The sequence below is a fragment of the Streptomyces prasinopilosus genome, from assembly GCF_001419695.1.
Classification (GTDB): Bacteria; Actinomycetota; Actinomycetes; order Streptomycetales; family Streptomycetaceae; genus Streptomyces; species Streptomyces prasinopilosus.
Genome location: NZ_LIRG01000623.1, coordinates 1 through 5,191, shown reverse-complemented (window position 1 = coordinate 5,191; position 5,191 = coordinate 1). Strand labels below are relative to the sequence as shown.

The 5,191-nt window shown below is 74.4% G+C and carries 4 protein-coding genes and 1 pseudogene; all 5 read right to left on the bottom strand.

From position 1 onward, the window contains the following. Nucleotides 1-623 (bottom strand): response regulator transcription factor (locus AOK18_RS23505; protein ID WP_055572942.1); only part of this gene is annotated, 623 nt, incomplete at its 3' end. After that, complete coding sequence (locus tag AOK18_RS23500; protein WP_055695634.1) at nucleotides 620-3,280, bottom strand: sensor histidine kinase; 2,661 nt, start codon at nucleotides 3,278-3,280, stop codon at nucleotides 620-622. The genes AOK18_RS23505 and AOK18_RS23500, both read right to left, overlap by 4 nt. Before the next feature lie 390 nt (nucleotides 3,281-3,670). After that, nucleotides 3,671-4,432, bottom strand: a complete 762-nt coding sequence (locus tag AOK18_RS23495; RefSeq protein ID WP_055572940.1) for a DUF3710 domain-containing protein — start codon at nucleotides 4,430-4,432, stop codon at nucleotides 3,671-3,673. Between the two features lies 1 nt (nucleotide 4,433). Further along, nucleotides 4,434-5,009, bottom strand: coding sequence for a dUTP diphosphatase (gene dut, locus AOK18_RS23490; RefSeq protein ID WP_055572939.1), 576 nt, complete (start codon nucleotides 5,007-5,009; stop codon nucleotides 4,434-4,436). Continuing rightward, nucleotides 5,006-5,191: pseudogene (locus AOK18_RS23485) on the bottom strand (PaaI family thioesterase); the annotation flags it as partial. The pseudogene AOK18_RS23485 and the gene dut, both read right to left, overlap by 4 nt.

The following is a 5,191-nucleotide window of genomic DNA, read 5'->3' as shown; positions in this document are numbered from 1 at the left end:
TCCGCCTCCAGCTTGCGGCGCAACTGCGCCATGTACACGCGCAGGTAGTTCGTCTCCGTCCCGTACGAGGGTCCCCAGACCTCCCGGAGCAGCTGCTTCTGCGCCACCAGCCGGCCGCCGTTGCGCACGAGCACCTCCAGCAGGTGCCATTCGGTGGGCGTCAGCCGTACGTCCCCGCCGTCGCGGTGCACCTTCTTCGCGGCCAGGTCGACGGTGAACCCGTCGGTCTCCACCACCAGGTCGCCCCCGTCCTCGCCGGAGGGCTCGGCGCGGCGCACGGCGGCCCTCAGCCTGGCCAGCAGTTCGTCCATGCCGAAGGGCTTGGTGACGTAGTCGTCGGCTCCCGCGTCGAGCGCCTGGACCTTCTCGTCGGAGGCGTGCCGGGCGGACAGCACCAGGATCGGCACCCGGGTCCAGCCGCGCAGGCTCCGGATCACCTCGACGCCGTCCATGTCGGGCAGGCCCAGGTCCAGGACGACCACGTCGGGGTGGCGGGCGGCGGCCAGGCGGAGGGCCTCGGCGCCGTCGTGGGCGGAGTCGACCTCGTACGAGCGGGCCTTGAGGTTGATCACGAGGGCGCGCACGATCGCCGGTTCGTCGTCGACCACCAGCACACGGGTCATGAGGAGTGCCTTTCCGGTTCAGCGGGGCGCACGGGCCCCGGTTCCGCCGCGCGGACGGGCCGCGGACCCGCGGGCCCCGTGCGGGCTGCCGCGGGAGCCTGCGTCCCGGCCGTCGCTTCCTTCGCTTCCGTCGCCGGCACGGCGGACACGTCCGCCGCCGTCGCCGTCGCCGCGCGGAGGGTCAGGGTCATGGTGAGGCCGCCGCCCGGGGTGTCGTCGGCGTTCAGGGAGCCGCCCATGGCCTCGGTGAAACCGCGCGCCACCGCCAGGCCGAGGCCCACCCCCGCCCCGCGCGGGGCGTCGCCGTGGCGCTGGAAGGGCTCGAATATGCGGTCCTTCGCGTCGTCGGGGACGCCGGGGCCGCGGTCGACCACCCGCACCTCGACCCGGTCGGCGAGCGCGCTGGCCGCCACCAGGACGGGGGTACCGGCGGGAGCGTACTTGACGGCGTTCTCGATCACGTTGGCCAGTGCCCGCTCCAGCAGCCCGGGATCGACGGCGACCATGGGGAGGGTCTCCGGGACGTCCAGGGTGACGCTGCCCTCGGGCACCCCGCCCAGCGCCATCGGCGCCACCTCGTCCAGGTCGACCTCGCGGATCAGCGGCGTGACCGTGCCGGTGTGCAGGCGGGACATGTCGAGCAGGTTGCCCACCAGGTGGTCCAGCCGGTCGGCGCCGGCCTCGATGCCCTCGAGCAGTTCGGCCCGGTCCTCGGGCGACCAGTCCACGTCCTCGGAGCGCAGCGAGGAGACCGCCGCCTTGATCCCGGCCAGCGGGGTGCGCAGGTCGTGGCTGACGGCGGCCAGCAGGGCGGTGCGGATGCGGTTGCCCTCGGCGAGGGTGCGCGCCCGGTCGGCCTCGGCGCGCAGCCGGCGGCGGTCCAGGGCGACGGCGGCCTGGGCGGCGAAGGCGCCCAGGACCCGGCGGTCCTCGGCGGGCAGGACCCGGCCGGACAGCACGAGCGCCATGTGGTCCCCCACCGGGACGTCCACGTCGGCGTCGTCGGGCCGCTCGAGGACGGGTCCGGTACCGGTCCGTCCGGCGCAGGTCCACGGCTCGACGTCGCCCGCGCGTTCCAGCAGCGCCGCCGACTCCATGCCGAACGTCTGGCGGACCCGTTCCAGCAGCTCCTCCAGACCGGTCTCGCCGCGCAGCACGTTGCCGGCGAGGAACGACAGGATCTCCGACTCGGCGCGCAGCCGGGCCGCCTGGTGCGTGCGGCGGGCGGCGAGGTCGACGACGGACGCCACCGCCGCGCCGACGGCGACGAAGATCACGATGGCGATGATGTTCTTCGGGTCGGAGACCGACCAGGTGTGCAGGGGCGGGGTGTAGAAGTAGTTGAGCAGCAGGGAGCCGCACGCCGCGGAGGCCAGGGCCGGCCGCAGTCCGCCGAGCAGCGCCGCGGCCACGGTCAGCGACAGGAACAGCAGCATGTCGTTGGCCAGACCCGGGTCGAAGGCGCTGAGCAGCACGGCCAGCACCGGGGGGCCCGCCACCGCGGCCACCCAGCCCCACACCACCCGCGACCGCCCGAGCCGGGCGCCCCGGGCCACCGGCAGCCCGCGCCCCTGGGCGATCGCCTCGTGGGTCACGATGTGCACGTCCAGGTCGGGACCGGAGTCCCGTGCGACGGTCGCCCCGACGCCGGGGCCGAAGACGTACTGCCACGTCTTGCGGCGCGAGGAGCCCAGCACGATCTGGGTGGCGTTCGCCGCGCGCGCGAAGGCGAGCAGGGCGGCCGGGATGTCGTCCCCGACCACGTGGTGGAAGGTGCCGCCCAGGCTTTCCACCAGGGTCCGCTGCCCGGCCAGTTCACCGGGCGAGGCGGCGGTGAGCCCGTCCCCGCGGGCGACGTAGACCGCGAGCACCTCTCCCCCGGCGCCCTTCTCGGCCAGCCGGGCGGCCCGGCGGATCAGGGTGCGTCCCTCGGGGCCGCCGGTCAGGCCGACCACGATCCGTTCGCGCGACCCCCAGATCGCCGAGACGTCGTGCTCGCTGCGGTACCGCTGGAGGTACTCGTCGACCCGGTCGGCCACCCACAGCAGCGCGAGTTCCCTGAGTGCGGTGAGGTTGCCGGGACGGAAGTAGTTCGACAGGGCCGCGTCGACCTTGTCCGGCTGGTAGACGTTGCCGTGCGCCATCCGGCGGCGGAGCGCCTCGGGCGTCATGTCGACCAGCTCCGTCTGGTCGGCCCGCCGCACCACCTCGTCCGGTACGGTCTCCTGCTGCCGGACGCCGGTGATCGACTCCACGACGTCGCCGAGGGACTCCAGGTGCTGGATGTTGAGGGTCGACAGCACGTCGATCCCGGCGGCCAGCAGCTCCTCCACGTCCTGCCAGCGCTTCGCGTTGCGCGAGCCGGGCACGTTGGTGTGGGCGAGTTCGTCGACGAGGACCACCTGGGGGCGGCGGGCGAGGACGGCGTCGAGGTCCATCTCGGGAAGGACGGCGCCGCGGTGCTCCAGCTCGCGGCGGGGTATCTGCTCCAGGCCCTCCAGCAGGGCCCTGGTCCGCGGCCGGTCGTGGTGCTCGACGAACCCGACCACGCAGTCGGTGCCCCGCTCGACGCGGCGCTGCGCCTCGGAGAGCATCGCGTACGTCTTGCCCACGCCCGGTGCCGCGCCGAGGTGGATCCGAAGTCTGCCGCGTCCCATGCCCTCATTGTCTTCCGGTTCCGGACGGCGCGGTCGCCGGTCACCGGTCCACCGCTGTCTGTGCGGAGTCGACCCTACGTTCGTCCCGGGCGGCCGGAGGCGGCGGCCGGGACGCGGTGACGTGTCCTTGACGGAACCCTGACGGGCTCGACGCGACCCCGGCGGGCGGCTGCGGGCACCGGCCGTCGAGGGCCCGGCGGGGCCCCCGGCAGTCCCGGCGGAGTTCCTTCGAGGCCCGGCGGAGTCCCCTCGGGGCCCGCCCGTGACGGCGGGGCCGCGCCCGGTGGGGCGCTGCCGGTCGACAGCGCTCCGGTCGGGTGCGGCCCCGCCGTCGTGCCGGTGGAGCGTCAGGGCCTGTCCGGCGGCTCACGCCGGACGGGTCCCGCGCGCTCAGCGGACCTCGGTGATCTCCGGTCCGCGCGCCAGCTGTCCCATGCCGCCCGCGAAGCGCGAGCCCTCGGGGGAGTCCTCCTGCTGCACGCCCTCGGGGACCATCTGCGCGTCGTCGGGCAGCTTCAGGACGATCGGGTCGCGCGGCGCCATCGGGCCCTCCCCGCGCACCACGACCGTGTCCCGGAAGATCTGCTCCAGCAGCCCGGCGGCCTGCGGCTGCACCGCGCCCTGACCCGAGATCACCCCGCGCAGGAACCAGCGCGGGCCGTCCACGCCGACGAACCGGACGACCTGGAAACCGCTCGTGCCGTCCGGCAGCTGCACCGGCACCTGGGCCCGCAGTTCCCAGCCCAGCGGACCCTCGACCTCGTCGATGATGCCGCCCTGCTGGGTGATGCCGGCCGCGATCTCCTCGCGGACCTCGCCCCAGATGCCCTCACGCTTGGGGGCCGCGAAACCCTGCAGCTGGATGGCGCTGTCGCGGAGCACGACGGTGGCCGCGACGATCGCGTCGCCCGCGACCTCGACCCGCAGCTCCATGCCGTCCACTCCGGGCACGAACAGACCGCCCAGGTCGACCCTGCCCTCGCCGGGCTCCCTCACCTCGGAGCTGTCCCAGGGCCCGTCGGGCCGCGGCGCCGGCTCGAGCCTCAGCCGCTCGGCCCCACCGTCGGCCTCCGTGTCGACACCGTCGACGACCTGCTCGGCCTCGCCGGCCGCGTCCTCGGCGGCATCCCTCTTCTTGCGACGTCCGAACACGTCACTGTCCTTCCCGGTCGGATACGACCGAAGCGTATCGATTCCCACCCGCTGTGCCGCCGACGGCGGCCTGAACGCTTGTGCCGCTCTTACCTTCCACCGCGGCGTGACCACCGGTGGATCCGAAGCCCCCCTCGGCCCGTGCCGAGCCGGGCAGCTCCGCGACCGGCACGAAACGGACCCGCTCGACCTGCTGGACGACCAGTTGGGCAATCCGGTCGAAGCGCTCGAACCGCACGGCCTCGCGCGGGTCGAGATTCACCACGATCACCTTGATCTCCCCACGGTACCCGGCATCAACCGTCCCCGGGGCATTCACCAGGGCGACGCCGCAGCGCGCGGCCAGTCCGGATCGCGGGTGCACGAAGGCCGCGTACCCCTCCGGCAGGGCCACAGACACTCCGGTCGGCAGGACGGCCCGTTCCCCGGGGGCGAGTTCGCACGCCTCGGTGGTCCGCAGATCGGCACCCGCGTCACCGGGGTGCTCGTACGCCGGAAGCGGCACGTCCGGGTCGACGCGCCGGATCAGCACCTCGAGCAGGCCCCCGGCGCGCGCGTCGCCCCGGGGTCCGGTCACGGGTTCACCTCGAAGGCGCGGGCACGACGGACCTGGTCCGGGTCGTCCATGGCCGCCCGGATCTCCTCCTCGCGGCCGTGGTCGACGAAGTGGTCGATCTTGACCTCGACGAACAGCGCCCTGGCGCGGACCGCGACCGGGCCGTCGGGGCCGCCGAGGCGTCCGGTCGCGGTCCGCGCCAG

What these genes read in the sequence shown, in the direction of transcription:
- AOK18_RS23500 (WP_055695634.1), bottom strand. Translation starts at nt 3,280, where the DNA reads ATGGGACGCGGCAGACTTCGGATCCACCTCGGCGCGGCACCGGGCGTG.